The organism is Lysobacter sp. F60174L2 (genome assembly GCF_052547135.1).
This window is the reverse complement of the sequence record NZ_JBQWRA010000002.1, coordinates 386551-412699: the sequence shown is the minus strand read 5'-3', so window position 1 is coordinate 412699 and position 26149 is coordinate 386551. Positions and strand designations below refer to the sequence as shown.

Annotated in this window: 24 protein-coding genes; 8 read left to right on the top strand and 16 right to left on the bottom strand. The window is 69.0% G+C overall.

Annotation, left to right across the window (positions count from 1 at the left end):
• Positions 1 to 26 precede the first annotated feature (26 nt).
• Positions 27 to 593 (top strand): elongation factor P-like protein EfpL, encoded by a 567-nt coding sequence (gene efpL, locus ACT9AS_RS07015; protein ID WP_445099396.1) that lies wholly within the window; start codon positions 27 to 29, stop codon positions 591 to 593.
• 3 nt (positions 594 to 596) lie between these two features.
• On the opposite strand, the gene ACT9AS_RS07010 is transcribed toward efpL, so the two are convergent.
• The 3 genes from ACT9AS_RS07010 to ACT9AS_RS07000 form a co-directional block, all read right to left on the bottom strand.
• Complete coding sequence (locus tag ACT9AS_RS07010) at positions 597 to 2456, bottom strand: zinc-dependent peptidase (protein WP_445099790.1); 1860 nt, start codon at positions 2454 to 2456, stop codon at positions 597 to 599.
• Positions 2457 to 2537: 81 nt separating this feature from the next.
• Complete coding sequence (locus ACT9AS_RS07005; protein ID WP_445099395.1) at positions 2538 to 2873, bottom strand: DUF2388 domain-containing protein; 336 nt, start codon at positions 2871 to 2873, stop codon at positions 2538 to 2540.
• Between the two features lie 142 nt (positions 2874 to 3015).
• Positions 3016 to 4404 (bottom strand): FAD-linked oxidase C-terminal domain-containing protein, encoded by a 1389-nt coding sequence (locus ACT9AS_RS07000; protein WP_445099394.1) that lies wholly within the window; start codon positions 4402 to 4404, stop codon positions 3016 to 3018.
• 133 nt (positions 4405 to 4537) lie between these two features.
• Between ACT9AS_RS07000 and serA the strand changes: the two genes are divergently transcribed.
• Complete coding sequence (gene serA, locus ACT9AS_RS06995) at positions 4538 to 5776, top strand: phosphoglycerate dehydrogenase (protein ID WP_445099393.1); 1239 nt, start codon at positions 4538 to 4540, stop codon at positions 5774 to 5776.
• Between the two features lie 4 nt (positions 5777 to 5780).
• Here serA and ACT9AS_RS06990 read toward each other — a convergent pair whose 3' ends face one another.
• The gene (locus ACT9AS_RS06990; protein WP_445099392.1) at positions 5781 to 6356 is read right to left on the bottom strand and encodes an NUDIX domain-containing protein; all 576 of its coding nucleotides are present in this window, start codon (positions 6354 to 6356) and stop codon (positions 5781 to 5783) included.
• Between the two features lie 177 nt (positions 6357 to 6533).
• On the opposite strand from ACT9AS_RS06990, the gene ACT9AS_RS06985 reads away from it, so the two are divergent.
• The 5 genes from ACT9AS_RS06985 to mtnC all read left to right on the top strand — a co-directional run bounded on the left by ACT9AS_RS06985 (position 6534) and on the right by mtnC (position 11379).
• On the top strand, positions 6534 to 8000 hold the full coding sequence (locus ACT9AS_RS06985; protein WP_445099391.1) for an amino acid permease: 1467 nt from the start codon (positions 6534 to 6536) through the stop codon (positions 7998 to 8000).
• 9 nt (positions 8001 to 8009) lie between these two features.
• The gene (locus ACT9AS_RS06980) at positions 8010 to 9305 is read left to right on the top strand and encodes an amino acid permease (protein ID WP_445099390.1); all 1296 of its coding nucleotides are present in this window, start codon (positions 8010 to 8012) and stop codon (positions 9303 to 9305) included.
• A 69-nt stretch (positions 9306 to 9374) separates the two neighbouring features.
• Complete coding sequence (locus tag ACT9AS_RS06975; protein WP_445099389.1) at positions 9375 to 10013, top strand: methylthioribulose 1-phosphate dehydratase; 639 nt, start codon at positions 9375 to 9377, stop codon at positions 10011 to 10013.
• Positions 10010 to 10567, top strand: coding sequence for a cupin domain-containing protein (locus ACT9AS_RS06970; RefSeq protein WP_445099388.1), 558 nt, complete (start codon positions 10010 to 10012; stop codon positions 10565 to 10567). The genes ACT9AS_RS06975 and ACT9AS_RS06970 overlap by 4 nt, the downstream gene beginning before the upstream one ends.
• A 113-nt stretch (positions 10568 to 10680) precedes the next feature.
• Positions 10681 to 11379 carry an acireductone synthase gene (mtnC, locus tag ACT9AS_RS06965; RefSeq protein ID WP_445099387.1) on the top strand — a complete coding sequence of 233 codons (699 nt, stop codon included), beginning with the start codon at positions 10681 to 10683 and terminating at the stop codon, positions 11377 to 11379.
• A 25-nt stretch (positions 11380 to 11404) separates the two neighbouring features.
• On the opposite strand, the gene ACT9AS_RS06960 is transcribed toward mtnC, so the two are convergent.
• The 10 genes from ACT9AS_RS06960 to ACT9AS_RS06915 are packed head-to-tail and all read right to left on the bottom strand — an operon-like array spanning position 11405 to position 20738.
• A complete protein-coding gene (locus ACT9AS_RS06960; RefSeq protein WP_445099386.1) occupies positions 11405 to 13123 on the bottom strand; it encodes a calcineurin-like phosphoesterase C-terminal domain-containing protein in 1719 nt (572 codons plus the stop codon).
• Positions 13124 to 13167: 44 nt separating this feature from the next.
• Positions 13168 to 13800 carry a bifunctional phosphoribosyl-AMP cyclohydrolase/phosphoribosyl-ATP diphosphatase HisIE gene (gene hisIE, locus ACT9AS_RS06955; protein ID WP_445099385.1) on the bottom strand — a complete coding sequence of 211 codons (633 nt, stop codon included), beginning with the start codon at positions 13798 to 13800 and terminating at the stop codon, positions 13168 to 13170.
• Positions 13790 to 14566, bottom strand: coding sequence for an imidazole glycerol phosphate synthase subunit HisF (gene hisF / locus ACT9AS_RS06950; protein ID WP_445099384.1), 777 nt, complete (start codon positions 14564 to 14566; stop codon positions 13790 to 13792). Before hisF ends, hisIE begins: the two co-directional genes overlap by 11 nt.
• Positions 14560 to 15339: a 1-(5-phosphoribosyl)-5-[(5-phosphoribosylamino)methylideneamino]imidazole-4-carboxamide isomerase gene (gene hisA, locus ACT9AS_RS06945; protein ID WP_445099383.1), complete on the bottom strand. Its 780-nt coding sequence runs from the start codon at positions 15337 to 15339 to the stop codon at positions 14560 to 14562. Before hisA ends, hisF begins: the two co-directional genes overlap by 7 nt.
• Positions 15336 to 15956: an imidazole glycerol phosphate synthase subunit HisH gene (gene hisH / locus ACT9AS_RS06940; protein WP_445099382.1), complete on the bottom strand. Its 621-nt coding sequence runs from the start codon at positions 15954 to 15956 to the stop codon at positions 15336 to 15338. The genes hisA and hisH overlap by 4 nt, the downstream gene beginning before the upstream one ends.
• 13 nt (positions 15957 to 15969) lie before the next feature.
• Complete coding sequence (hisB, locus tag ACT9AS_RS06935) at positions 15970 to 17046, bottom strand: bifunctional histidinol-phosphatase/imidazoleglycerol-phosphate dehydratase HisB (protein WP_445099381.1); 1077 nt, start codon at positions 17044 to 17046, stop codon at positions 15970 to 15972.
• The gene (hisC, locus tag ACT9AS_RS06930; RefSeq protein WP_445099380.1) at positions 17043 to 18158 is read right to left on the bottom strand and encodes a histidinol-phosphate transaminase; all 1116 of its coding nucleotides are present in this window, start codon (positions 18156 to 18158) and stop codon (positions 17043 to 17045) included. Before hisC ends, hisB begins: the two co-directional genes overlap by 4 nt.
• Positions 18155 to 19453, bottom strand: a complete 1299-nt coding sequence (hisD, locus tag ACT9AS_RS06925; protein WP_445099789.1) for a histidinol dehydrogenase — start codon at positions 19451 to 19453, stop codon at positions 18155 to 18157. The genes hisC and hisD overlap by 4 nt, the downstream gene beginning before the upstream one ends.
• Positions 19454 to 19482: 29 nt before the next feature.
• Complete coding sequence (gene hisG / locus ACT9AS_RS06920; protein ID WP_445099379.1) at positions 19483 to 20394, bottom strand: ATP phosphoribosyltransferase; 912 nt, start codon at positions 20392 to 20394, stop codon at positions 19483 to 19485.
• A 32-nt stretch (positions 20395 to 20426) separates the two neighbouring features.
• Positions 20427 to 20738 (bottom strand): YerC/YecD family TrpR-related protein, encoded by a 312-nt coding sequence (locus ACT9AS_RS06915; RefSeq protein WP_445099378.1) that lies wholly within the window; start codon positions 20736 to 20738, stop codon positions 20427 to 20429.
• 136 nt (positions 20739 to 20874) lie between these two features.
• On the opposite strand from ACT9AS_RS06915, the gene ACT9AS_RS06910 reads away from it, so the two are divergent.
• On the top strand, positions 20875 to 22767 hold the full coding sequence (locus ACT9AS_RS06910) for a 7TM diverse intracellular signaling domain-containing protein (RefSeq protein WP_445099377.1): 1893 nt from the start codon (positions 20875 to 20877) through the stop codon (positions 22765 to 22767).
• Positions 22768 to 22785: 18 nt separating this feature from the next.
• Here ACT9AS_RS06910 and ACT9AS_RS06905 read toward each other — a convergent pair whose 3' ends face one another.
• Together ACT9AS_RS06905 and hisS are read right to left on the bottom strand one after the other, a co-directional pair.
• Positions 22786 to 24675 (bottom strand): aromatic amino acid lyase, encoded by a 1890-nt coding sequence (locus ACT9AS_RS06905; protein ID WP_445099376.1) that lies wholly within the window; start codon positions 24673 to 24675, stop codon positions 22786 to 22788.
• Complete coding sequence (gene hisS, locus ACT9AS_RS06900; RefSeq protein WP_445099375.1) at positions 24672 to 26051, bottom strand: histidine--tRNA ligase; 1380 nt, start codon at positions 26049 to 26051, stop codon at positions 24672 to 24674. Before hisS ends, ACT9AS_RS06905 begins: the two co-directional genes overlap by 4 nt.
• Positions 26052 to 26149: the final 98 nt, after the last annotated feature.

Below are 26149 nucleotides of genomic sequence, written 5' to 3'. Positions count from 1 at the left end.
GCTTCCCCAACGCATCCGGAAATCGCATGAAAGCTTTCGACGTCAAGAAAGGCAACGTGGTCGAGCACAACAACACCGTCTACCAGGTGCGTGGCATCGAGCGCAGCTCGCCGCAGGGCCGCGGTGGCAACGTCAAGTTCCGCTTCACCCTGTACTCGGTGCCGGGCGGCAACAAGTTCGACCTCAGCCTCGGTGGCGATGACGAACTGAAGGAAGTCGAGTTGAGCCGCCGCCAGGCGACCTACTCCTACAAGGACGGCGATTCCTTCGTGTTCCTCGACGACGAGGACTACACCCCGTACACGCTCGATGCCGACGTGGTTGGCGACGACGCTGGCTACATCGTCGACGAGCTGACCGGCTGCTACGTGCAGATCATCGACGACCAGCCGGTGGCGCTGCAGCTGCCGGCAAGCGTCGCGATCGAGGTGGTCGAGACCCCGCCGGAGCTCAAGGGCGGCACCGCGACCAAGCGGCCGAAGCCGGCACGCTTGTCGACCGGGCTGGAGATCATGGTCCCGGAGTACATCGGCAATGGCGAGCGGGTGCTGGTGAGCACGCTCACCGGCGAGTTCGCCGGCCGCGCCGACTGACGGTCACGGCAGGCGCAATCCGTCGCCTGCTTCGTGCAGGTTGCGCAGGCGGTCGCCCAGCAACGTGACGTTGGCCTGGGCACCGTCGAGCCGTGCGCGCATGGCCGGATCCAGCAGTTCGCGCACCTCGGCGGTGAGTTGTTCACCGAGGCGCTGCAGGCCCGCGCGCCGGCGCGCGCCTTCGGCGGCCAGCCACCGCAGCTCTTCGTCCTGCGGCAGGCCGTAACCGGCCTGCCCGTCCAGCAATTCGGCCGGGCGACTCAGGAAGCCGCTCTGTTCCAGCACCTGCTGCAATTGTTCGTCGGCATCGGCGAATCGCGGGTCGCGCGCATCCCTGTCGAGGTAGCGTCGCTTCAGGTCCTCGCGTGCCAGCAGGACTTCGCGCCGGTAGGCGGCCTGTTCCAGCAGCAAAAGCGCGGCGCTGGTCCGCAGGCCGGCCTTGCCCAGCCAGGGTCCCCGGGCATCGGGAGACGCGTCCAACCAGCCCTCGACGGTGGTCGGTGGCAACGCCAGCTCGCCGCGGGCCACGTCGTACATCGCCTGGAACCGCTCGCGCAGCGAATCGAATCGGTAGCCCAGCCGCAGCGCCTCGCGCCGGTCGTCGAGCACCGAGGTGTCGGCGATGCCCTGCTCGCGCAACCGCCGCATCAAACCGGTCGGGGTGATGCTGTCGAGCCGCGCACCGGCCAGCCGCGGCACGCCGTCATGCAGCAGCTTGAAGGTCTCCACCGCGCAATTGTTGGTCAGGAAGTAGTAGCGGCCGTCGTAGCTCCAGTGCAGTTTCGCGGCGCGCTCCAGCAGGCCGGCGACCTCGTCGCGCTCCAGCCGCAGCGGCACCGAGCGCAGGCCGCGCAACTGGTCCTTGGTGTACTCCTCGACCACCTGCGACAGCGGCAGCACGAACAGGCGCGACGGGTACGAACCGGTCAGTCCACGCCAACTGGACAGCTGCACATCGTCGACGAACGCGCGGAACGACAGCACCAGGTGGTGTTGCAGGTCGAGCCGGCAGTCCGGCCCGCGCGGGCGCCCGGGTGCACACACGACCAGTCGCAGCATCCCGTGGCCCCAGCGGCTCATCAGCTGGTCGTTGCCTTCGGCCAGCAGGTAGTCGACCTGGTAGACCCGCCCGGGATCGAGGATGCCGACGACATCAGCGCCGGGATCGTCCGAGGTATCGAGGAAGGGGTAGCCGGCGACGCACTCATCCTGCGGCGGCGACCAGTCGAAGTACGCGCTGAACCAGCGATGCAACGCGGGCCGGCGGCAGGCGTAGGCCGGGTCGAGCAGGAAGTACTCCATGTTGACCGCGACGAACTCCTCCGGGTCGGTGAGCTCATAGGGGTCGGGGCTGCGGTCGACGAAGCGGTTGTCCATGAGCCGCGAGCGGCGATGCACCTTGACCTGCCAGCCGGCGAGGTCAAGCAGCCGCGGGTCGTCCGACAGCCGCCGGTCGCGATCAAGATAATGGGTCAGCTCGTGCAGCACCGTCGCCAGCAGTTCGCGGCGCTGGCTGCGGTGCGGGCGGTCGCTGCGCAACGTGGCGGCGCTGCCGTCGGCCAGCGCCGGCAGCAGCCGGCGGTTGAGCAACAGGTCGGTGCGCTCGGCGCGCCCGTAGGATTCATGCGGAAGCGCGTCGCTCCAGCGGACCGGCACCGCGCGGCCCAGGCGGGTCATGAATTGCGGCGGAAGCCGCGTCAGCGCGTCGTCGAGCAGGCGCTGGCTGGCGTCGACCTGGGCGGTATCCAATCCCCGCGTGTCGAGCCGGAGCCGCAGCCCCGGCGGAGGCTCAGACGGCGGGCTGCTGGCACCTGACGGCGTGTCCCGCTGGGGCGAGGCGTGGGCCGGCAACCCGGCAACCACCAGCGCACCGGACAACGCCAGTACGACTCCCGGCCAGCCAGGGCCCACGTACCGGCGGCCGGGTTTCACGACGCCACGGGATCAGATGGCGAGGATCGCCTGCGCCAGTTCGTCATCGCTGGCCTGGCGGGCGGCGGGCAGCAACTCGCGGATATGCATGAAGGCGGCCTCCAGGTGCACCCCGCGGATCGCGCCGGCGCTTGCGACGTAGCTGGCGGCGTCGTCGCGCGCGGCCAGCACGATCTTGTCGCTGCTGAACGAGCCGCTGGTGCCGGAGGTGCCATCGGAAATGGCCTTGACCGAGCCGCTCAGCGAATCGGAGATCGTGTAGAAGGTCGACGCCGAAGCGGTCATCGAGAGGCCGAGCAGCAGCGTGGCGGTGAGCAGGCGGATCGCGGGCTGGCGGGGGTGTTTCATCGGAAGGGTCCTGTCACGGGTGGAAGCACGGGTCGCGCGCCGGGATGGAACGGCCGGCACAGCCTACCGTCGCCGGGCGTCAATCGCATGTCCGGACCGTGCAAATGCGACGCGCTGACGGAAACGGTTCAGTCGCGCCGGCTCAGCGATCCAGCAATTTGCCCGGATTCATGATGCCGTTGGGATCGAGTACGCGGGCGATCCCGCGCATGATCGCGATCTCCGCCGCGCTGCGGGTGCCCTCGAGGCAGGCCTTCTTGACCAGCCCGATGCCATGCTCGGCGGAAATGCTGCCGCCGTGGCGCGCCAGCGTGTCCGACAGCAGCCGGGTGACCGATTCGCACTGGTCGACGAAGTCGGCAGCGTCGTACCCCTCCGGCTTGAGCACGTTGATGTGCAGGTTGCCGTCGCCGACGTGGCCGAACCACACCACCTCGAACTGCGGGTACTCGCGGGCAAGCAGCGCCTGGGCCTCGGCCAGGAACGCCGGCATCGCCGACACTCGCACCGAGACATCGTTCTTGTAGGGCGTATGCCGCGCCAGGCTCTCGGTGATGCCTTCGCGCAGGCGCCACAGTTGCGCGGCCTGCGCGTCGCTCTGGCTGATCACGCCGTCGCTGACCAGCCCGGCGTCCAGGCAGTGTTCGAACGCCTCCAATGCGGCCGCATCCCCGCCCGGGTCGCCCGCGGCGAACTCGGCCACCACGTAATACGGATGGACCTCGTCGAACGGCGCCTGCGCCCCGTGCGCGAGCACGTGCCGCAGCGCACAGTCGGTGAAGAACTCGAACGCCTGCAGCTGCAGCCGCTCGCGGAAGGCTGCGAACACCTGCATCAACACCTCGAACGACGGCAGCGCGAGCAGCATCACGTTGGTCGGCGGCGCGGGGTCGGTCAGCCGCAGGATCGCCTCGACCACGATGCCGAGGGTGCCCTCCGAACCGATCATCAGGTGGCGCAGGTCGTAGCCGCTGGAGTTCTTCAGCAGGCCGCGGTTGAGCTCCAGCAGGTCGCCGGCACCGGTGACGACGGTCAGTCCGGCGATCCACTCGCGGGTGTTGCCATGGCGGATCACCCGGATGCCGCCGGCGTTGGTCGCGATGTTGCCGCCGATCGTGCAGGAGCCGCGCGCGGCGAAGTCGACCGGGTACTGCAACCCATGCTCGCGCGCCGCGTCCTGCACCGCCTGCAGCGCGATGCCGGCCTGCACCGTGAGGCTGCGGTCGACCGGGTCGAAATCGAGCACGCGATTCATGCGTTCCAGGCTCACCACCAGTTCGCCGTTGGCCGCGACCGCACCACCGGACAGGCCGGTGCGCCCACCGGACGGCACGATCGCGATTCCATGCTCGTTGGCCCAGCGCACCAGCGCCTGCACCTCGCCGATGCTGGCCGGCAAGGCGATCGCCAGCGGCGCCGGGGTCCAGCGCCGGGTCCAGTCGCGGCCGTAGTGCTCCAGCTCGGCGGGCTCGGTGGTGAGCCGCAGTCCCGGGGCGGTAGCAAGCAGGGCATCGAAGCGCGGGTCGGTCATCGGCGGAGTGTCGCGAGGGGAAGCGCGAGCGTGCCAGCCGCGCAGGCCGCGCGTCCAGTGGTGCGGCGCAGCAAACCGCTCGGATTTCTGCGATATTCGTCGTTCCCGATTGCCTCGCCGACCACCACCTGCCGTGACCAAGAAGACGTCCTACCCCAAGAGCGACATCCGCGTGCTGCTGCTGGAAGGCGTCAGCCAGAACGCGGTCGACACCTTCCGCGAGGCCGGCTATTCGCAGATCGAGATCCACGACAAGTCGCTGCCGGAGGACGAACTCCGCGAGAGGATCGCCGCCGCCCACATCGTCGGCATCCGCTCGCGCACGCAACTCACCGCGGACGTGCTCGCCGACGCGCGGCGGCTGATCGCGATCGGCTGCTTCTGCATCGGCACCAGCCAGGTCGACCTCGACGCCGCCGAACGGCTCGGCATCCCGGTGTTCAACGCGCCCTATTCCAACACCCGCAGCGTCGCCGAGCTGGTGGTCGCCGAGGCGATCATGCTGATGCGCGGCATCCCGCAGAAGAGCGCGCAATGCCATCGCGGCGGCTGGTCCAAGTCCGCCGCGGGCAGCCACGAGGTCCGTGGCAAGACCATCGGCATCGTCGGCTACGGCCACATCGGCACCCAGGTCGGGCTGATCGCCGAGGCCCTCGGCATGCAGGTGCTGTTCCACGACATCGAGGCCAAGCTGTCGCTCGGCAACGCGCGCGCCGCCGCGGGGCTGGACGACCTGCTGGCGCGCAGCGACGTGGTGACCCTGCACGTGCCGGAAACCCCGGCCACGCGCGACATGATCGGCACCGCGCAGATCACGGCGATGCGTCGCGGCGCGCACCTGATCAACGCCTCGCGCGGCAAGGTGGTCGACATCGACGCGCTCGCCGGGGCATTGCGGTCAGGGCAGCTCGGCGGCTCGGCGGTGGACGTGTTCCCGGTCGAACCGAAGGCCAACGGCGACCGGTTCGAGTCGCCGCTGGTCGGCCTCGACAACGTGATCCTGACCCCGCACATCGGCGGCAGCACGCTGGAGGCGCAGGACAACATCGGGCTGGAAGTCGCGGCCAAGCTGGTGCGATACAGCGACAACGGCTCGACCCTGTCGGCGGTCAACTTCCCCGAAGTCACCCTGCCCGGGCACGAGGGCAGCCTGCGGTTACTGCACATCCATCGCAACGTGCCGGGTGTGCTGTCGCGGGTCAACGAGATCTTCTCGCAGGCCGGGGTCAACATCGACGGCCAGTTCCTGCGCACCCACCCCGAGGTGGGTTACGTGGTGATCGACGTCGCCGCGACCGACGCACAGGCGGCGCAGTTGAAGGAGCAGCTCGCGGCGATCCCTGGCACGCTGCGGACGCGAACCCTGGTCTGAGCCGCTACGCCCGCTGCAGCCACTTGCGCGCCATCCGGCGCAATGACGGGTCGGCATCGGCGTCCGCGGCGATCGCATCGATGTCGCGCCAGGCCAGGTCGAGGGACTCGGCGCTGACCACGAAATCCTCGTTGGCGCCGGTCCGCACCACGTAGCGCGCGTCGTAGTGCCAGTGGCCGGGCACGTCGCCACGCTCGGGGATCCAGTGGCGGTCGAGGTCGAACAGGCCGCCTTCCAGCGTGAGTCCATCGAGCCCCGACTCCTCTTCCGCTTCGCGCAGTGCGACCCGCGCGAGGTCGACGTCGCCATCGGCATGGCCACCCAGTTGCAGCCAGCGGTCGAGCTTGCGGTGGTGGGTCAGCAGCACCCGACGTCCCGAGCGATCGACCAGCCAGCTCGAACCGGTCAGGTGCCCAGCGAGACGCTCGCGCATGAACGGGTTGCCGGCCGGAGTCCCGTCCCGCGCGGCGAGCAACTGCTCGAACACGGCGACGACCCCGGCCTCATCGGGCCAGCGGTGTCGATAGTCGACCAAGGCGGCTTCCACGGCTTGGCCGGCGGAATTCGGATCTGCGTACATACGTAAAGGTACGTTCGATTTCTGGCGGAAGGGCACGATTATCCGCGTGTCATCGCGCGATTGTGATCCCCGTTGTGGCGCTTGCCGCTCGTTTCTCCGCTGGGGTATTGTCGGGCGTTGCTTCACGCACCGTACACGGCCAGCTGCCGCTCGCCGCCAACTCAATTGGGGATCCGGATGCTCAAGAACCTGTTAGCCACCAAGCCGATCGCACCGGCGGGACACGTCGATGCGGGCGAGCCGTTCGAGGGCAGCCTGGAGGGCGAACCCACACTCCAGCGCACCCTCACCGGAACCCAGCTGATCATGCTCGGCATCGGCGCGGTGATCGGCGCCGGCATCTTCGTGCTGACCGGCCAGGCCGCGGCGGAATACGCCGGCCCGGCGGTGATGCTCAGCTTCATCCTCGCCGGAATCGCCTGCGCCTTCGCCGGCCTGTGCTACGCCGAGTTCGCGGCGATGCTGCCGGTCTCGGGCAGCGCCTATTCGTACTCCTACGCAACCCTCGGCGAGGGCGTCGCCTGGTTCATCGGCTGGTGCCTGGTGCTCGAGTACCTGTTCGCATCCTCGACGGTCGCGGTCGGCTGGTCGGGCTACCTCAACGCGTTCCTGAGCAATTTCGACCTGGCCCTGCCTACGGCATTGGCCAGCGCGCCGTTCGCCTACGACAACGGCACGTTCACCCACACCGGCGGCATCGTGAACCTGCCGGCGGTGCTGATCATCGCCGCGGTCAGCGCGGTCGGCTACGTCGGCATCACCCAGTCGGCGTTCGTCAACTCGATCATCGTCGCGATCAAGGTCTCGGTGATCGTGCTGTTCATCGCCTTCGGCATCCAGTACATCGATCCGGGCAACTGGCAGCCGTTCATCCCGGAGAACGAGGGTGGCAACACCTACGGCGTGGCCGGCGTGCTGCGCGCGGCATCGGTGGTGTTCTTCGCCTACATCGGCTTCGACGCGGTCTCCACCGCGGCCGGCGAGGCGAAGAATCCGCAGAAGGACATGCCGGTCGGCATCCTCGGTTCGCTGGCGGTCTGCACCGTGCTGTACATCGTCATGTGCGCGGTGCTGACCGGCATGATGGACTTCCGCCTGCTCGGCACGCCCGAGCCGGTATCGACCGCGCTCAACAACTACCCGGCACTGGGCTGGCTGCAGACGCTGGTCGAGCTGGCCGCGATCGCCGGCCTGTCGTCGGTGATCCTGGTGATGCTGATGGCGCAGCCGCGCATCTTCTACAGCATGTCGCGCGACGGCCTGATGCCGAAGCTGTTCGGCAAGGTGCACCGCAAGTACCACACCCCGTACATCGGTACCGTCATCGTCGGCATCATCGCCGCGGCGCTGGCCGGCCTGATGCCGCTGGGGCTGCTGGGCGACATCGTGTCGATGGGCACCCTGCTCGCCTTCGCCACGGTCTGCGCCGGCGTGCTGGTCCTGCGCTTCACCAAGCCCGACCTGCCGCGCCCGTTCCGGGTGCCGCTGGCGATCGTGATCTGCCCGCTCGGATTCGTCGCCTGCCTGTACCTGTTCTCGCTGCCGTTCGCCGAGCACTGGCACCTGCTGGTGGGCTGGATCGTCATCGGCGCGCTGATCTACGGGCTCTACGGCTACCGCCACAGCAAGCTGCGCAACGGGTAACCCGCCCCGATGAGTTCACGCAAGATCGGCCCGGTGCTGGCCACCTTCGTGGTGGCCAACAACATGATCGGCTCGGGGTTCTTCCTGCTGCCGGCCAGCCTCGCCACTTCCGGCGCGGTCACGGTCTTCAGCTGGGTGATCGGTACCGCGCTGGCGCTGATGCTGGGCGGGGCGTTCGCGCGGCTGGCGCGCGACTATCCCAACCTGCAGTCGGCCGATGACTACGTGCGGCCGTCGCTGGGTCGCGATGCGAGCTTCCTGGCCTCGTCGCTGTACTGGTTCTCGTCCTGGATCGGCAACAACGCGATCGCGGTGGCGGCCTTCGGCTACCTGGTCATGCTGCTGCCGCTGGATGGCGGCAACCCGATGGTGCAGGTCGGCGGCCAGATCGCACTGATCTGGCTGATGTTCGCGATCAACCTGCTGGGCCCGAAACCGGTCGCGAAGTTCCAGTCGTTCTGCGTGGTATTCGGGTTGTTGCCGGTGGCGGTGGTGTTGCTGTTCGGCTGGGGGCACTTCGACCCCGATATCTACGACGCGGCCTGGAACGTCTCGGGCGAGTCCGACGGCTCGGTGGTCTTCGGCTCGCTCGGCGCGATTTTCTGGGCGTTCGTCGGGCTGGAAACCGGCGCGATGATTGCCGGGCTGGTGCGCGACCCGGATCGTGACGTGCCGATCGCAACCCTCGGCGGCGTGCTCATCGCGGGCATCGTCTACGTCGTCTCCTCGGTGCTGGTGATGGGCATCGTGCCCGCGCGCGAGCTGGCCGAATCCAGCGCGCCGTTCGCGCTGGTCGCGGCCGAGATCTTCGGCCCGTGGGCCGCCATCGCGATTGCCGCCGCCGCGGCGCTCAAGGCCACCGGCACCCTCGGCGGCTGGATGCTGGTGACCGGCGAAACCGGCGCACAGGCGGCGCAGCGCGGCTTCCTGCCGGCGGTGTTCGGTCGCCTCAACCGGCGCGGTGCGGCCGGCTGGGGCCTGCTGATCGTGGCGTCGGCGATGAGCGTCATCGCGGTCCTGACCCTGTCGCCCAACGTGTCCGGACAGTTCGGGACGATCATCGGCATCGTGGTCAACCTGGTCGTTCTCGCCTATGCCGCCGCCGGCCTGAGCCTGGTGGTCGGTACCCGCGAACGCCGTGCGAGCACCAGCGACCGCCTGCTCGGGATCGGCGCCCTGGTCGCCTGCGCCCTGCTGCTGGGGTCGACCTCCGTCGACATGCTGCTCGGCCTGGTCGCGGCGATGCTGGTGGCGTGGGTGCTGTTCCGCCTGCTCGGCCGCAGGGACACTGCCCGGGCAGCCTGAACGGGCTCGCCCCGCATTGGCGGGGCGCGATCCCGTTCCAGAGACCCGCCGCGTTGCTAAACTCGCGGCATGAGCCCGTCCCTGCCCTACGACCCGCAACAGCTGAAGCAACGCGCCGGCGAGATCATCGTCAACGTGCGCGAACTGGCCGCCGCCGGCTGGACCCCCGCGACCAGCAGCAATTTCTCGCTGCGGCTGGATGACCGCCATGTCGCGATCACCGTGTCCGGCGGCGACAAGGGCCGCCTGACCGAAGCCGACATCATGGTGGTCGACCTCGACGGCCAGCCGGTCGCCACCGAACAACGTCCTTCAGCCGAGACACTGCTGCACACCCAGCTCTACAAGCGCTTCGCCGAGACCGGTTGCGTGCTGCACACGCACTCGATGAACCAGACCGTGGCCTCGCGGCTGTATTCCGGCACCGGCCACGTGCACCTGGAAGGGTACGAACTGCTCAAGGCCTTCGCCGGCAACACCACCCACGAGACCATGATCGAGCTGCCGGTGCTGCCCAACAGCCAGGACATGCACACGCTCGCCGCCCAGGTCGATGCGCTGCTCGACCGGCAATGCATGTGGGGCTACCTGATCGACGGCCACGGCCTCTACGCCTGGGGCCGCGACATGGCCGAGGCGCGACGCCACCTGGAAGCATTCGAGTTCCTGCTCGGTTGCGAACTGGAACTGAGGAGGTTGCACCAGTGAGTCGCCTGCGGATCTTTGCCGACAACGAGCCGGGGGCCGCGCTGCTGTCGACCCGCGACCATGCCGCGATGGCGGCGGAACTGGCGACGATCGGCGTCGGTTTCGAGCAGTGGCAAGCCAGCGCGCCCGTTGCGCCGGGCGACAGTCCCGAAACGATCCTCGCCGCGTACCGCGACGACATCGACCGGCTGGTGACCGAACGCGGCTTCAAGAGCGTCGACGTGGTCAGCATCGCACCGGACAACCCCGACCGCGAGGCGATGCGCGCGAAGTTCCTCGACGAGCATTTCCACAAGGAAGACGAGGTCCGCTTCTTCGTCGCCGGCTCGGGGCTGTTCACCCTGCACGTGGGCGACCGGGTCTACGAGATCCTGTGCGAACAGGGCGACCTGGTCGCGGTGCCCGACGGCACCACCCACTGGTTCGACATGGGTCCGGAACCGAGCTTCGTCGCGATCCGCTTCTTCACCGAGCCCGACGGCTGGGTCGGCCATTTCACCGGTACCGATATCGCCGGGCGGTTCCCGCGCTACGAAAAGACGCCAGCGCATTGATTTTGCCTGTGCAGGAGCGACGTAAGTCCGATTGCACGGCGACTCCGCATATCGACGCGACCCGCACATCGGTGCAATCGCGACTTACGTCGCTCCTACAGAAGCTTCCAGCAATGCCCCAGGCCATCCTCACCGACATCGAAGGCACCACCAGCAGCATCTCGTTCGTCAAGGACGTGCTGTTCCCGTATGCGCGCCGCGCCCTGCCCGGCTTTGTCCGCGCGCACGCCAACGACCCGGCGGTACGCAAGTGGCTGGATGCGGTCGCGGCCGAGAACGGCGCCATGTGCCGCGACGAGATGGTCGTCGAGGTGCTGCAGGGCTGGATCGACCAGGACCGCAAGCACACCGCGCTGAAGGCGCTGCAGGGGATGATCTGGGCGGCCGGCTACGACAGCGCGGACTTCACCGCCCACATCTACCCGGACGCCGCGCCCGCGTTGCAGGGTTGGCACGACGCCGGGTTGCCGCTGTACGTGTACTCCTCCGGCAGCGTGCCGGCGCAACGGCTGTTCTTCGGGCACAGCGATGCCGGCGACCTGACGGCGCTGTTCAGTGGCTGGTTCGATACCGAGGTGGGCGGCAAGCGCGAGGCCGAAAGCTACCGCCGGATCGCGGCGTCGGTCGACGTGCCGCCGGGAGAAATCCTGTTCCTGTCCGACGTGGTCGAGGAACTCGACGCCGCGCGCGAGGCCGGGCTCGATACCGTGCTGGTCGACCGTTTGGACGACTATCCGCAGCCACGCAGCGGTGACGACGCCAACGGCCACCGCCGGGTCGAATCGTTCGCGGATATCCCGGTCACGGCCTGAGCCTGCCGGAACCGCGTAGCCGCGCCTACTCTGGAGCTTCGGCGAGCCGATAGGCCGTCGAAGCGCGCTGCTCGCCCTGCCAGCGATCGAACGCGCGCACCTCGATCCGGTGCTCGCCCACCTCGAGGTCGGTCGGCAGGGCGCCGCGCCACAGGTGTGTCGAAGGCTCCGCTTCAGGGGCGCGGTCGTAACCGCGCAGGGTCGTGGCCGCATCATCGCGGACGTTTTCGGTGAGCAGCCGCGGATCGGGACGCGACGTGCGACGCATTGGTTGCCATTCGCCGTCGTCGATGCGGTATTCGACGCGGGTGTCGTCCATGCCCATGAACACGTTGGCGTACACGCCGGCCGCCGGATACGCGCCGCGGCGCAACACGTTGGGCGCATGCAGGGCCATCGCCTGGGTGACCGAAGGATCATCGCCCTGTCGCGATGGCGCTGGCCGGGTCCCGTCGTCGTCGGGCAGTCCCGCCGGATGCCAGGCGAGCTGGTACTCACCCTGGCCGGCCACCGTCAGCGTGGCGTAGCCATTCGGGGTGCCGTCGGCCATGGTCGTGTCGGGAATGCCGTCGGCGCCCTTCACACCCGACCAGAATGCACCGCACGCCGCACCGACGTTGTATTCGTGCAACGGTTGCGCGCCGTGCCAGCCGGTCGCGGTGTCGTGGAATACATGCTGCTGGGTGTGATTGTGGGCGCTGAGCAGCAGGACGTGGGGGAAGTCGTCGAGCAACGCGAACAGGCGCTCGCGGTCGGCATCCCGGAAGGTGTCGCGGCCGTCCGGCTCGAACAGCGGGATATGCACCGCGACCACCAGCAGCCGGTCTTTCGGCAGCGTCGGCAGGTAGGCTTCGAGGAAGCCGAACTGGTCGTCGCGCAGGCCGCCGGTGTAGGCCGGTTTCTGGCCCGGCCGGTAGACCACGTCGTCGAGCACGATGAACGTGGCCTGCCGCTCTTCCCAGGCGAACGTGTCGGGACCGAAGGTGTTGCGGAAGGTCAGCAGCGAATCGGCATCGCTGCCGGCATCGAAGTCCAGGTCATGGTTGCCCGGCGCATGCAACCACGACGTCCCCAGACTCGCGGTGATCTCGTTCAGCGCTGGATACAGCGAGAGATCGTCGTTGACGACGTCGCCCAGGGTCAGCCCGAGGTCCGCCGGTGCGCCTTCCGAGATGTAGCGGTCCACCGTACCGTCGGCCGACACGACGCCTTCCCGCGACAGCTGGTCGGCCAACACCGAGTCGACGATGTCGCGCTTGTAATAGCCCACGTCGACCATCGACTTGACCTGCGGATCGGCGAACACCGCGACCCGCAGCCGGCTCCCGTCACGGAGGATATTCGCCCGGTCGATCCGGGCCAGCGGGAAGTCCTTGCACACTGCCGGCTGCACCGGAATGCCGCCGTACTCCAGGTCCGGCCCTGGCATCGTGCGGATGTTGCGCCAGTAGTCCGGAAGCCCGTTGCTCCTGCGTCCGGCCTCGTAGCCGGGCGGCTTGATCATGAAGATGCTGCGGCCATCGACGACCGGCAACTCGTAGCGTCCTTCGGCATCGGTGGCGACGATGCGGACGCCATCGGAAACCTTGACGTCCGCGATGCCGTGCTCGCCGGGATCGCGCACGCCGTCGTAATCATGGTCCTCGAACACGATACCGCCGTTGCAGGGCGACGCGGCGACTGCCGGCCCCACGGCCAGGAAAACGAGCAGCACGGCTGCGGGCAACAGGCGCGAACACCGCATGGAAACGACTCCGTTGACTGGAGCATCAAGCGTAACAGCGCAGGTCAGGTACCGGCCTGGCGATCGCGCTGCCGCAGCACCTCCGTCGCATCGCTCAGCGACAGCCCGCGGGCACGCAGCAATACCAGCAGGTGGTACAGCAGGTCGGCTGCCTCTCCGGCCAGCGCGTCGTCGTCCTGCGCCACCGCCGCGAGTGCCGTCTCGACACCCTCTTCGCCGACCTTCTGCGCGATGGCGCGTATGCCCGCGTCGAACAGCCGGGTGGTGTAGCTGTCTGGCGGCCGGCAGCGCTCACGATTGGCAACCAGTCCATCCAGTTCGACGAGCACGTCCGCTGGCGACAGCGCGAAGCAACTGGTCCGGCCCAGGTGGCAGGTCGGGCCGCGGGGGCGCGCGGTGACCAGCAGGCTGTCGGCATCGCAGTCGGGCTCGACTGCGACCAAAGCCAGCGTGTTGCCGGAGGTCTCGCCCTTGACCCAGAGCCGCTGGCGGCTGCGGCTGTGGAAGGTCACCAGGCCGGTCGCCAGTGTGGCATCCAGCGCCGCGCGGTCCATGTAGCCGAGCATCAGCACACGCAGGGTGTCGGCATCCTGCACGATCGCCGGCAACAGCCCGGCCTGCTTGTCCCAGGCCAGCGACTCGACCCATGCCGGCGCCGTGCGGATTTCATGCGGCATCACGCACCTCGATGTCTCGCGCTCGCAGGTGGCGCTTCAATGCCGGGATCGCGATGCGTCCCGAGTGGAACACGCTGGCCGCCAATGCGCCATCGACGCCGGCCTCGCGAAACACGCAGGCGAAATGATCGACCGTGCCAGCGCCGCCGGAAGCGACCAGCGGCACATCGCAGACTTCGCGGACCGCGCGCAGCTGTTCGATGTCGTAGCCCTCGCGCACGCCGTCACTGCCCATGCAGTTGAGGACGACCTCCCCCGTGCCGAGCCGTTGCACCTCGGCCACCCAGTCGAGCGTGCGGCGGGGCAAGGCGCGGGAGCGATCCGGATCGCCGGTGAACTGGTGCACGCGCCATTCGCCATCGGCACCGCGCAGGCTGTCGATGCCCACCACCACGCACTGGCTGCCGAATGCTTCCGCCAGCTCGGAGACCAGTGCCGGCCGCTGCAATGCCGGGGTGTTGACCGATATCTTGTCGGCGCCCGCATGCAGCACCGTGCGCGCCTGGTCGACCGTGCGGATGCCGCCGGCGACACAGAATGGAATGTCGATGACACGCGCGACCTGCTCGACCCAGCCGCGGTCGACGCTGCGGTCCTGCGGACTGGCGGTGATGTCGTAGAACACCAGTTCGTCCGCCCCTTCGTCGCGGTAGCGCAGCGCCAGCGCGACGATGTCGCCCATGTCGACGTGGTCGCGGAAGCGCACGCCCTTGACCACGCGGCCGTCGCGCACGTCGAGGCAGGGAATGATCCGGCGGCTCAGCATCGGCGTTCCTCCGCCAGCGCCGCCGCCAGCGGGAATCGGCCATCCAGCAGGCCCTTGCCGAGGACCGCGCCTGCACAACCCATCGCGCGGGCCGCCGTGATATCCGCAACGTCGCGGATTCCGCCGGATGCCTGCAATTGCACGCCGGGCGCAACGGCACGGACTTGCCTGTAGAGATCGAGGTTCGGCCCCGACAGCATGCCGTCGCGCCCGATGTCGGTGCACAGCAGGTGCGCCAGTCCGGCTTCGGCATAGCGCGCAAGCAGCGACGCGAGATCGACATCGTTGTCCTTCGTCCACCCCACCGTCGGCAGGCACCAGCGGCCGCCATCGGCCTGGCGCGCGTCCAGCGCCACGGTGATCGACTCGACGCCGAAGCGCTCCAGCCAGCCGGTCACGATGTCCGGATCACGGACCGCCAGCGAGCCGACGACGACCCGGTCGGCGCCGCTTTCGAGCAACGCGGCCACGTCCGCCGCGCTGCGCACGCCACCACCGGTCTGGACCCGCAGTCCGGTTTCGGCCCTGATCGCGGCAAGCAGCGGCCCGAGCGTGTAGCCACCCGACCGCGCCGCATCCAGATCGACGAGGTGCAGCCAGCGTGCACCCGCGGCAGCGTATCGGCGCGCGATCGCCAGCGGCGTATCCGGATAGCGGGTCTCCTGCGCGTAGTCGCCCTGCCGCAACCGCACCACCCGGCCGTCGCGCACGTCGATCGCCGGATACACCCGGAACGCCGCCGGGCCGATTGAAGATGCGAACACGGTATTCATGCGATCGATTCCGACAGGAAGTTTTCGAGCAGGCGTGCCCCGACCGCCGCGGAGCGTTCCGGATGGAACTGGGCGCCGGCGTAGTTGCCGCGGCGCACCACGGCCGAGAACACGCCACCGTGGTCGCAACTGGCACGCGTCGCGTCGTTCACGGGTGCCGCATAGCTGTGGACGAAGTACGCCGGCGAGCCCTCCGCGATGCCGCGCAACAACGGCTCGGGCGGTTCCGTTCCGGGCGGTTCCAGCCGCAAGCGGTTCCACCCCATGTGTGGCACCCGCACCGGCGGCGCAGCGGCAACCAGCCTGGATATCCGCCCCGGCAACACCCCCAGGCACTCGACATCGCCCTCGTCGGAGGCGTCATACAACAGCTGCATGCCAAGGCAGATGCCGAGCATCGGCTGGCGCAAATCGCGCAGCAACGCCACCAGGCCCAGCTCGCGGAGCCGCGCCATGGCCGGACCGGCCGCGCCGACGCCGGGCAGGATGACGCGATCGGCCGCTGCGATCTCCGCGGTGTCGCCACTGACCCGCACCCGCGCACCAAGCCGTTCCAGCGCGTAGCGGACCGAGCCCAGGTTCGCACCGCCCGCGTCGACCAGCACCACGGCGGTCATGCCACCACCCCGCTCACAGCCGGCCCTTGGTGCTTGGCAGCTCGCGGCCCTCGCGACGCAGCGCCTGCCGCAGCGCACGCGCGACGACCTTGAAGCAGGCTTCGACCTTGTGGTGGTCGTTGTCGCCGTGCACCCGCAGGTTGAGATTGAGGCCGGCGCCGTCGCAGAGCGACTGGAAGAAATGCCGCACCAGTTCGGTCGGCAGGTCGCCGACACGCTCGCGCCGGAACTCCCCTTCGAACACCAGGCACGGCCGCCCGGAGAAATCCAGCGCGGCGCTTGCGAGTGCCTCGTCCATCGGCAGGGTGAAGCCGTAGCGACCGATGCCGCGCTTGTCACCGAGCGCCTCGCGCAGGGCCTGGCCCAGCGCCAGTGCGCTGTCCTCGACGGTGTGGTGCTCGTCGACGTGCAGGTCGCCGTCGCAGCGCAGCACCAGCGCGAAACCACCGTGCTTGCCGAGCTGCTCGAGCATGTGGTCGAAGAAACCAAGCCCGGTCGACACCACCGGTTCGGCGACACGGTCCAGGTCGACCTCGGCCACGATCCGGGTCTCGCGCGTGTCCCGCACGACCCGGGCAATGCGCGGTGCATCGACCAGCGCATGGGCGATCCCGCTCCAGTCCCATTCCCCACCGAACTCCGCCGTCCGCAACTGGAATGCGCGGATGCCGAGGTTGGCGGCAAAACCGGTGTCGGTCTCGCGGTCGCCGACCATCGCCGAGCGCGACCAGTCGATGTCGCGGTCCTTCAGGTAATCGAGCGCCATCCCGATGCCGGGCTTGCGCGTGGGCGCGTTGTCGGCCGGCAGGCTGGTGTCGATCAGCACGTCCCGGAACGCGATGCCCTGGCTTTCCAGCACCTGCATCATCAACCGGTGCGGGCCATCGAAAGCGGCCTGCGGAAACGCGTCGCTGCCCAGTCCGTCCTGGTTGGTCACCATCACGAACTGGTAGCCGGCGTCGCGCAATCGCAGCATCGCCGGTATCACCCCGGCCACGAAGCGCAGTTTTTCGTAACGGTCGAGCTGGAAGTCTTCGGGCTCTTCGACCAGCGTCCCGTCACGGTCGACGAACAGGATCGGCGTGCTCATGCCGCACCCGCGCCGACAGTGGCAGGCAGCCTCGCGAGCGCCCGGATCACGTCCGCGTTCTGCACCGGACTGCCCACGGTGATGCGCAACGCATCCTCCAGGCCCGGCACGGCGGCCAGTGCGCGAACGACGATGCCGGCCGCGAGCAGGCGGGCAAACGCTGCATCCGGATCGAAGAAACGCACCAGCAGGAAATTCCCGTGCGACGGGTAGACCTGCCGCACCCAGGGCGATGCCGCGAGCGCCGCGGCGAGGCGTCCGCGCTCGGCGACCACCGTGGCAATGCGGCTGCTGGTGGCTTCGCGGGCGTGCGGTTCCACTGCCTGTCCGGCCAGCGCCACGCACGGTTCCGGCAACGGATACGGCGCCTGGCAACGCCGCAGTTGCAGGATCAGGTCCGGGTCGGCAACCACGCAGCCAATCCGCGCCGCCGCCAGCGCATGCGCCTTGGACAAGGTGCGCAGCACGGCGATGTTGCGCTGGCGCGGGATCAACGTGACCGCGGATGGCTGGCGCGCGTATTCCAGATAGGCCTCGTCGACCACGACCACCGCCTGTTCCTGCAAACGCTGCGCGAGCGCCTCGATGGACGCCAACCGCAGGAGGTTGCCGCAGGGGTTGCCGGGTGAACACAGGAACACCAGTTTCGCGGCCGTGTCTTGGGCAGCGCGCGCGACCGCGTCCAGATCACAGGTAAAACCGTCCACCCCGTCCGTCAGCGGTACTTCAACCACCGCCGTGCCATGCAGCCGCGCACTTACCGCGTACATGCCAAAGGTCGGCGGCGTCGTCACTACCGCATCGGCGCCGGGCCGGCAGAGCGCGCGCACGAGCAGGTCGATGCCCTCGTCACTGCCGCGTCCGACCAGCAGTTGCGCGGGCGTGCACCCGTAGAGTTCCGCCAGCGCTTCCAGAAGTACCGTCGGCTGCGGGTCGGGATACCGGCGCAGCCGTGCGGCGCCGTCGGCCCGGTTCGGCCATGGCGACTCGTTGGCGTTCAACCAGGTGGCGCTCGAAAGATCCTGTCCGCCAAGGCGCACGCTGCGTGCCGAAGCGTAGCCGGTGAAGTCGTGCAGATCGGGGCGAACTAGGTCCAGCGGCGACGTACTCATGCGATCGCCTCCAGCCGCAGGGACACCGCACGTCGATGCGCTTCCAGGCCTTCGGTCACGGCCAGCTCGATCGCGCAGGGGCCGATGGCCCGCAGTCCATCCGGATCCACTTCCTGCACGGTGATCGCAGTCTGGAAGCTGGAAACCGCAAGGCCACTGCACCAGCGCGCCGCACCGCCGGTGGGCAACACGTGGTTGGTGCCGCTGCAGTAATCCCCCAGTGCTTCGGGAGCCCAGTCGCCCAGGAATACCGAGCCGGCGGCCTGCACGCGCGGCAGCCAGGATCGCGGATCCCGCAGGGCCAGGATGAGGTGCTCGGGCGCGTAGTCGTTGCTGATCTCGAATGCCTGCGCCAGCGTGTCGACCCGCAGCAAGCGGGAGGCCGCGAGCGCGCGACGGGCGATGTCCGCACGTGGCAGGCCTGCGACCTGGCTGTCGAGTTCCAGCCGGACCCGCGCGAGCAGGCCCGCGTCGTCGCTCAGCAGCAGCACCTGCGAGTCCGGCCCATGCTCGGCCTGCGACAGCAGGTCGGCAGTGACGAACGCGGGGTTGGCGCCGCCATCGGCGATCACCAGCACCTCCGACGGCCCGGCCGGCATGTCGATGGCCGCGCCACCATCGGCCATCGCGACCTGTCGCTTGGCCTCGGTGACGTACCCGTTGCCCGGGCCGAACAGCTTGTCGCATTTGGGTACGCTTGCCGTACCGAAGGCCATCGCCGCGATCGCCTGCACGCCACCGAGCTTGAAAACACGTTGCACACCGCAACGCGCGGCGGCCGCCAGCACTGCCGGATCCGCGCTGCCGTCGGCACGCGGCGGGGTGCAGAGGACGACATCGCGGCAGCCGGCGAGCCGGGCCGGAATTCCCAGCATCAGCGCGGTCGAGGGCAGCGGCGCCGAGCCGGCCGGCACGTACAGCCCCACCCGGCGGATGGGGCGCAGCATGCGTTCGCAGCGCACTCCCGGTGCCGTGTCGATCGCGAAACCGGACGCCATGCCGGCACGGTGGAATTGCTCGATGCGGGTTGCGGCATCGTCGATCGCAGCAAGCAGTTCCTGCGACACGCTGGCCTTCGCCGCCTCCAGCGCCGATTGCCGCACCTCGAAATCATCCAGCTCCACGCCGTCGAAGCGCCGGCCCAGCGCACGCAGCGCGTCATCGCCGGTTGCACGGACCTGTTCGATCAACGACGCGACCGCGGTGGTGGTTCCGGTCGCCGCGACCTGCGCGGGTCGACGCAGCGCGAGGTGGCGTTGCGACGCATCGAGTTCGCTCCAGGCCAGCACTTCCATGCGGGCGCCCGTCCCCTGCCCTGCCGGGGTCATGCCAGCATGCCCTCGACCGGCAACACCATGAGCCCGCGCGCACCGGCGCTCTTGAGGTCTTCAAGCCGCTGCCAGGTCACCGCGCCGTGGCAGAGCGCCTGCAGCGCGAGCTGGTCCACGCCGTCGATCCGCATCACCGTCGGCGCTTCCGCGTCGGGCAGCAACGGCAGCAGCGACGGCAACCTGTCGCGGCTGGCCTGGAACAGCAGCAGCTTGCTGTGGCGGACCCGCAATGCGCCATCGAGCCGGCGGCACAACAACTCGGCCAGCTCCGCGCGGACGCCGTCGAAACCCTCGACCGGCCCGGCCAGCACCGCCTCGCTCTCGAACAGGGTCGCCACCGGCACCAGCTGGTTGGCGGCGAGGGTCGCGCCGCTGGACACCAGGTCGCAGACCGCATCGGCCTGGCCCAGCCGCGGTGCGATCTCGACCGATCCGGACAGGAGTACCACCTCGGCGTCGACCCCCTGCGCGGCCAGCCACTGCGACAGCAGCGCGGGATAGCTGGTGGCGATGCGCTTGCCGGCGAGTTGCTGCGGCCCCTTCCAGTCCCAGCCTTCGGGCACCGCCAGTGCCAGCCGGCAACCGCCGAAGCCGAGCGCACGCCACTCGCGGAACACGGGCCGACGACCGCTGGCAACACGTACGCCATCCGCTTCGGACAGCACGTTCCGGCCGACCACGCCAAGGTCGCAGACGCCGTCCGCGATCAACGCGGGGATGTCGTCGTCGCGTACCAGCAGCAGGTCGACGGGCAGGGTCTCGCCATAACAGAACAGGCGGTCGCGGCTTTCGCGCCAGCCCAGGCCACAGGAGGCGAGCAGGCTCCGGGCGGGCTCGGCCAGGCGGCCGGACTTCTGGATCGCGATGCGCAGGCGATCGCGCGCGGCGGGTTTCGTGGGGTTCATCGCGGTCGTCCCTGGCATCCCGTCCACACCGCTCATCCCGCACGCCCACGGCTGCGCCGTACCGCGAGGTCGTAGCCGCCGGCGCCACGGTCGAGTGTCCGGGCGACACGGCCGATGGTGGTCACGCTGACCTGGGTGCGCTCGTGGATCTCCCGGTAGGGGATGCCTTCCTGCAACAGCGGCACCACGCGCCAACGGTCCGTCATCGATTCCAGCTCCGCCGGAGTGCAGAGATCCTCCAGGAACGCGCGCACCTCGTCGCTGCCACGGAGGCCATTGATGGCCGCCGCGAGCGCGTCGATCTCGTCCCCCTGCGTTTCGATGTCGCCCGGTCGTCGCTTCACTGGTTTGCCTTAATGTATTAACGCGTTAATACATTAGATCGCACGGAAGTACGGCCCGTCAACACGGCGCCGCCGCGCGAAGTACACTTCCCCCGCAGGCTGAACAAGATTCACAGGCCGTCGGAAGGGTCGGGGAATGCGCTGCAAACCGGGGACCACCTGCCAGGCGATGTTGCTGGTGCTGCTGCTGGCGCTGGTTTGCGGCTGGACGCACGCGCGCCCTGCCCTGCCCGCAGCCGCAGCCGCAGCCGCCGCGGACGCCATGCCTCCCGCGCTGGAACTCACCGCGGAAAACTCGCGCCTGGCGCTGAATCCCTACGTCGCCTACTACCACGACATCGCGGGAAACGACGGTTTGGCCGAAGCCCGCGCACACCTGCGGCAAGGCGATTTCCGCGCCCTGCCGGCGGGCAACGCCGCCTTCGGGTTCCAGCCCGGTGCGTACTGGTTCCATGTGCGGCTGGTCAACCGCAACCCGGTCGAACCGCGCTGGCTGCTGGTGCAGGACTACCCTTTGAGCGACCGGCTGGAGACCTACAGCCTGTACCCCGACGGCCGCGTGGCCCGCCACGCCGGCGGCGACGCGCTGCCGTTCGATGCCCGCAGCATCCGCTACCGGATGCCGAACTTCTGGCTGCACCTGCCACCGGGCCAGCCCGTCGACGTGCTGTTGCGCGTGGAGAGCCAGAGCTCGATGCAGGTGCCGCTGTCGCTCTACACCCCCGCCGCGTTCGCCGAAGTATCGCGTGACGCGCAGTTCGGCATCGGCCTCTACTACGGCCTGCTGCTGGCGCTGTTCTTCTACAACCTGGTGCTGTGGCTGCAGCTTCGCGACGCCAGCTACTTCTGGTACCTGCTGCACATCTTCGCGTTCGGGCTGGTGCTGTTCACCCTCAACGGGCTGGGCTTCGAGTACCTGTGGCCCAACTCGACCTGGCTGGCGGACAAGTCGGTGCCGCTGTCGATCTGCCTGGCGCAGGTCGGGATGCAGCAGTTCGCGCGGACCTTCCTGGAGTTGCGGCAACGCTGGCGCTTCGGCGACTACGTCGGACTGGGGATGATCGCGTTCTTCGTCCTGCTCGGGATCGCATCGACCCGCTTGCCGTATCGGATATCCACCCCGATCGCGTCCGCTTCGGTGTTCACCAGCATCGCCTGGATCGCGATCGAGGCGGTGGTGGTGATGCGCCGCGGCTACAAGCCGGCACGGTTGTTCCTGCTGGCCTGGGGCGCATTTTTGCTGGGCACCGCGATGATCGCGGCAGTCGCGTTCGGCCTGCTGCCCAAGAACTTCATCACCGCCTATGGCGTGCAGTTCGGCTCCGCGCTGGAGATGCTGCTGCTGTCGATCGCGCTGGGTTACCGCTACGCGGGGCTGCGCAACGAGAACGAGCGCATCGTTCGCGAGGCCAAGAACCAGCTGGAACACAAGGTCGAGCAGCGCACGGCCGAACTGCGCAACGCACTGGGCCAGCTCGGCGACGCCCACGCACGGCTGCGCGAATCCAGCCAGCGCGACGGCCTGACCGGGCTGCACACGCGGGTGCATTTCCGCGAGCGTTTCGAGCAGTTGATGGCGCAGGCGCGCAGCCAGGCCCGGCCTCTGTCGCTGCTGATGATCGACCTCGACCACTTCAAGCTGATCAATGACCGCCATGGCCACCTGACCGGCGACGAGTGCCTGCGCTGGGCCGCACGGACCATCGGCCAGGCGTTGCGGCCGCATGGCGCCCTGCTGGCACGGTTCGGCGGCGAGGAGTTCGTGGTCGGCCTGCCCGGGCTGGACCTGCAGGCCGCGTTGCTGGTCGCCGAGGACCTGCGCCAGCACCTGGGCGACGAACCCTGCAGCAGCAACGGCCGCGAGATAACCGTCACCGCCAGCATCGGCGTGCACGAACTCGACAACTACGAATCCGGCGGAATCGACGCCGCACTGCAGCGCGCGGACGAGGCGCTGTACCGGGCCAAGGCGGATGGCCGCGACTGCGTGCGGCCGGCGCCCGGGATCGAGCCGCTGACGGTTGGCTGATTCGTGGGCGCGACGGCCTCAGGCCAGTCGCGCCGCCGCCAGCACCTCGCCATCCACCACCAGTTGCACCGCGGCGGCGACTTCGCCGTCGAGCGCGCGGTCGCGATGCAGGAACGGGATCCGTGCACGGATCGCCGCATGCGCGGCCGCGACCGCGTGCCCCGGCCGGAACTCGTCGGCCGCCGCCAGCTCGACCCGCAGCGCCTCCACCTCGGCAATGAAGCCGGCGTGGCCGCCACTGTCGGCACGCGGTGCGCCCTGCACTTTCGCCGCCAGCGCCGTGGCATCGGCGCGGTCGGCCAGGTCGCGGGCGGCGTTGATCATGTCGCGCCGCAGGTCGAGCGCCTGCGCCGCGGTGTACAGCTCCAGCGCCAGCACCTTGCCGAGGTCGTCGGCCATCGCCAGCACGTGGCGTGCCTCGTTGGCGCCCATCGAGACGTGGTCCTCGGCGTTGGCGCTGGTCGGGATCGAGTACACCGATGCCGGGTGCGCGCGGCTGGCCAGGTCGTTGACGATCGCCGCCGCGGTGTACTGCACGATCATGAAGCCCGACTCGGTCGAGTCCTCGTTGCCGATCAGGAACCCCGGCAGGCCGTCGTTGGTGGCCGGGTCGACCAGCTTGTTGAGGCGACGCTCGGAGATCGACGCCAGCACCGGGATCGCGGCCTTGACGTAGCTCATCACCAGCGCCAGCGGCATGCCGTGGAAGTGGCCGGCGGAGATCACCTGCTCCTCGACGTGCTCCTTGTCGGCATCCGGGAACACGATCGGGTTGTCGGTCAGCGCATTGAGCTCGACCTCGAGCACCCGCGCGGCCTGCGCCACCGCGTCGCGCACCGCGCCATGCACCTGCGGGATGCAACGCAACGAGTAGCTGTCCTGCGGCTGGTGCTTCTTGCCGCCGCGGAACGGGCGGAAGCGGGTGTAGAACTTCTCGCGGCCGTGGCGCTGGTCGAACGACACCCAGTTCCAGCCGATGTCGAAACGCAGCGCCTGCGCTTCCGGAGTGTCCCAGCTCTGCGGCGCCCATGGCCTGAATGCCGGCACCAGGTGGTACGGGATATCGGCGAGGGTCGAGCCATCGAGCAGCCGGCGCAGGTGCGCGGCGACCTCGACCTGCCCCGGGTGCGGCCGCAGCGCGTGGACCTCTTCCGCAAACGCACCCAGGCGGCCCGCGAACGCGTCGATCGTCATCGCCGCTGCGAGGTCGGCAGTGTCCAGCAGGTCCTCCAGCTTCGACAACGCCAGCACGCCGCAGGCCAGCATCTGCGCGGTGCCGTTGTTGAGCGCCAGGCCCTCCTTGTACGACAGCGTGACCGGCTGCAGCCCGGCGCGGTCCAGCGCGTCGGCGCCACTGATCCGCTCACCCTGGTAGAACGCCTCGCCACCTCCGAGCAGCACGATCGCCAGGTGCGACAGCGGCGCGAGGTCGCCCGACGCGCCCACAGAGCCCAGTTGCGGCACCACCGGCACGATGCCGGCGTTGAGCATCGCCACGAGGCCCTGCAGCGTCTGCACACGGATGCCGGAATGGCCGCGCATCAGCGTGTTGATGCGGATGCAGAGCATTGCCCGCACCACGTCCGGCGCGAACGGCTCGCCCACGCATACGGCATGGGTGACGATGAGGTTGCGCTGCAGCTCCTCGTGCAGGGTGCCGGCCGGTTGCGGCTCGCCGGACAGCTCCCCGCGCAGGCGGTGGGCACCGAGCAGGCGGTCGGCATTGCTGCCGAAGCCGGTCGAGACGCCGTAGATGGGCTCCTCGCGGCGCACCTGTTCGGCCAGGAATTCGGCGGCGCGCGCGACCGCCGGCAGTTGTTCTTCGGCCAGTTCGACCTGCGCGCCATGCGCGACCGCGACCAGTTGCGCGCGCGTCAGCGAGCGGCCATCCAGACGTACCGGCTTCATCGCTGCGCCTCCACCTGCGGCTGGGCCAGCTCGACCCGCAACGCCTTGGCCAGCTCGGCCCGCGCCACCTCGAACTGGTCGGCCCGGCGCAGGTCCTTGACCGTCACCGTGCCCTTTCCGATCTCGTCCTCGCCCATCACCACCACGAAGCGGATCCCGGCGCGGTCGGCGTACTTGAACTGCTTCGCCAGCTTCGACGATTCCATCACCACCTCGGTGTTGAGCCCGGCCTGGCGCAACTCATGGGCGATTGCCAGCCCATGCGGCAGGTACGCCGGGTCCATCTGGGTCACCAGCACCTGCACCGTGCTCGCGCCGCTGTCGACCAGGCCTGCCTCGCGCAGCTGCCAGAACAGCCGGGTCAGGCCGATCGAGATGCCGACACCGGGCAGTTTCGACTTGCTGTAGTGGCCGGCCAGGTTGTCGTAGCGACCGCCCGAGCAGATCGAACCGATCTGCGGGTAGTCGTCGAGCGTGGTCTCGTAGACGGTGCCGGTGTAGTAGTCCAGGCCACGGGCGATCGAGAAGTTGAGCGCGTAATCGGCCTCGGGGACGCCGAGCGCGCGGACCAGCTCGAGCACTTCGCGCAACTCGGCCACGCCCTCGCGCAGCGACTCGTTGCCGTCGCCGAGGGCGTCCAGCCGCGCCAGCGCATCGGCGTGCGAGGTCGAGCGCACCTCGACGAACGCCATGATCGCCGCGACAGCCGTGGCATCGAGCCCGAAGCCCTCGCCGGTCAAGGTCTCGCGCACGTAGGCGGCGCCGCGCTTGTCGAGCTTGTCGACCTCGCGCAGCACCCGCGCCTGCAACTCGCCATCGGCCACGCCCTGGGCCTCGAAGAAGCCGCGTAGCAGCTTGCGATTGTTGAGCTGGATGGTGAACTTGCCGATCGCCAGCTCGGAGAAAACCGCGTGGATCACCGCAGGGATCTCGGCATCGAAACGCACGCTCAGCGCGTCCTTGCCGACCACGTCGATGTCGCACTGGTAGAACTCGCGGAAACGGCCGCGCTGGGCGCGCTCGCCGCGGTAGACGCGCTGCATCTGGTAGCGCCGGAACGGGAACGCGAGATCGTGCTCGTGCTCGGCGACGTAGCGCGCCAGCGGCACGGTGAGGTCGAATCGCAGGGCCAGTTCCGGCAGGCCTTCGCCGCCCTTCTCCAGCGCCCCGGTCGACTGCACGAAGTACACCTGCCGCTCGGTCTCGCCGCCGGACTTGGTCAGCAGCACGTCCGACAATTCCATCACCGGCGTTTCCACCGGCAGGAAGCCGAAGCGTTCATAGTTGCGGCGGATCGTGTCCAGCATGCGCTGGAAGGCGATCTGGTCGGGAGGCAGCAGCTCCATGACCCCCGGCGGGGTACGCGGCTTGATCAAGCAAGGCTCCAGTGACGGCGGTTGTCGCGGATGGATCGCCACAGTTTAGCGGGGCGGCCGGATTCCCGTCGCCCGATGGTCAGGACCCCTTGCCTAAC